Consider the following 581-nt stretch of genomic DNA (forward strand, 5'->3'; position numbering starts at 1 on the left):
GCGTGTCAGAGATGGCGGACGTGATCCCAATGACGGACGCGATCGCCCGCATCATCACGAACACTCAGGTCGGTGCTGAGGCGCTGGCGTGGCCCCACCGGTGGGCTGCTGGCGTCAAGAAGGACGACTTCATCAACCCCAAGACGGGTAAACCCATGGCGACGTGGGAGGCATACATGACCATCCTCAAGGTCACGTCGAACAAGGACGCCAGGTTCGGGTCGTGGGACGCGGCGCAACTGTCGAACTTTACCGACGCGGTGAACGCGATGCTGCGCTGGTGTGGCGGGATGTTGGGGCTCCCGACCCGCTACCTCGGTCAAGACACCGTCAATCCTGCGTCGGAGGGCGCGATCCGCGCCGATGAGGCCCGCCTGATCCGCAACGTCGAGCGCATGAACGTCCACGACGGCGACTCGTGGGCGTGGGTGATGGGCCTGCGGGAACGCCTCCGCACCGGCGAATGGCTCCCCGGCAACGAGATCAGGGCGCTGTGGCACGATCCCGCGACCCCCACCTACTCACAGCGAGCCGATGCTCTCACGAAGATGGCTGGCGGCGTGCCGATCCTCTCTCGCGAG

The 581-nt window shown here is 65.7% G+C and carries 1 protein-coding gene; it reads left to right on the forward strand.

Annotated features, from left to right (window positions below; all coding sequences use genetic code 11):
* Positions 1 to 11: 11 nt before the first annotated feature.
* Positions 12 to 581, forward strand: a 570-nt coding sequence (locus ACRPLY_RS26820; RefSeq protein WP_432232234.1) for a phage portal protein, incomplete at its 3' end; no start/stop codon positions are given.

The organism is Priestia sp. TGN 0903 (genome assembly GCF_050846855.1).
Classification (GTDB): Bacteria; Bacillota; Bacilli; order Bacillales; family Bacillaceae_H; genus Priestia; species Priestia zanthoxyli.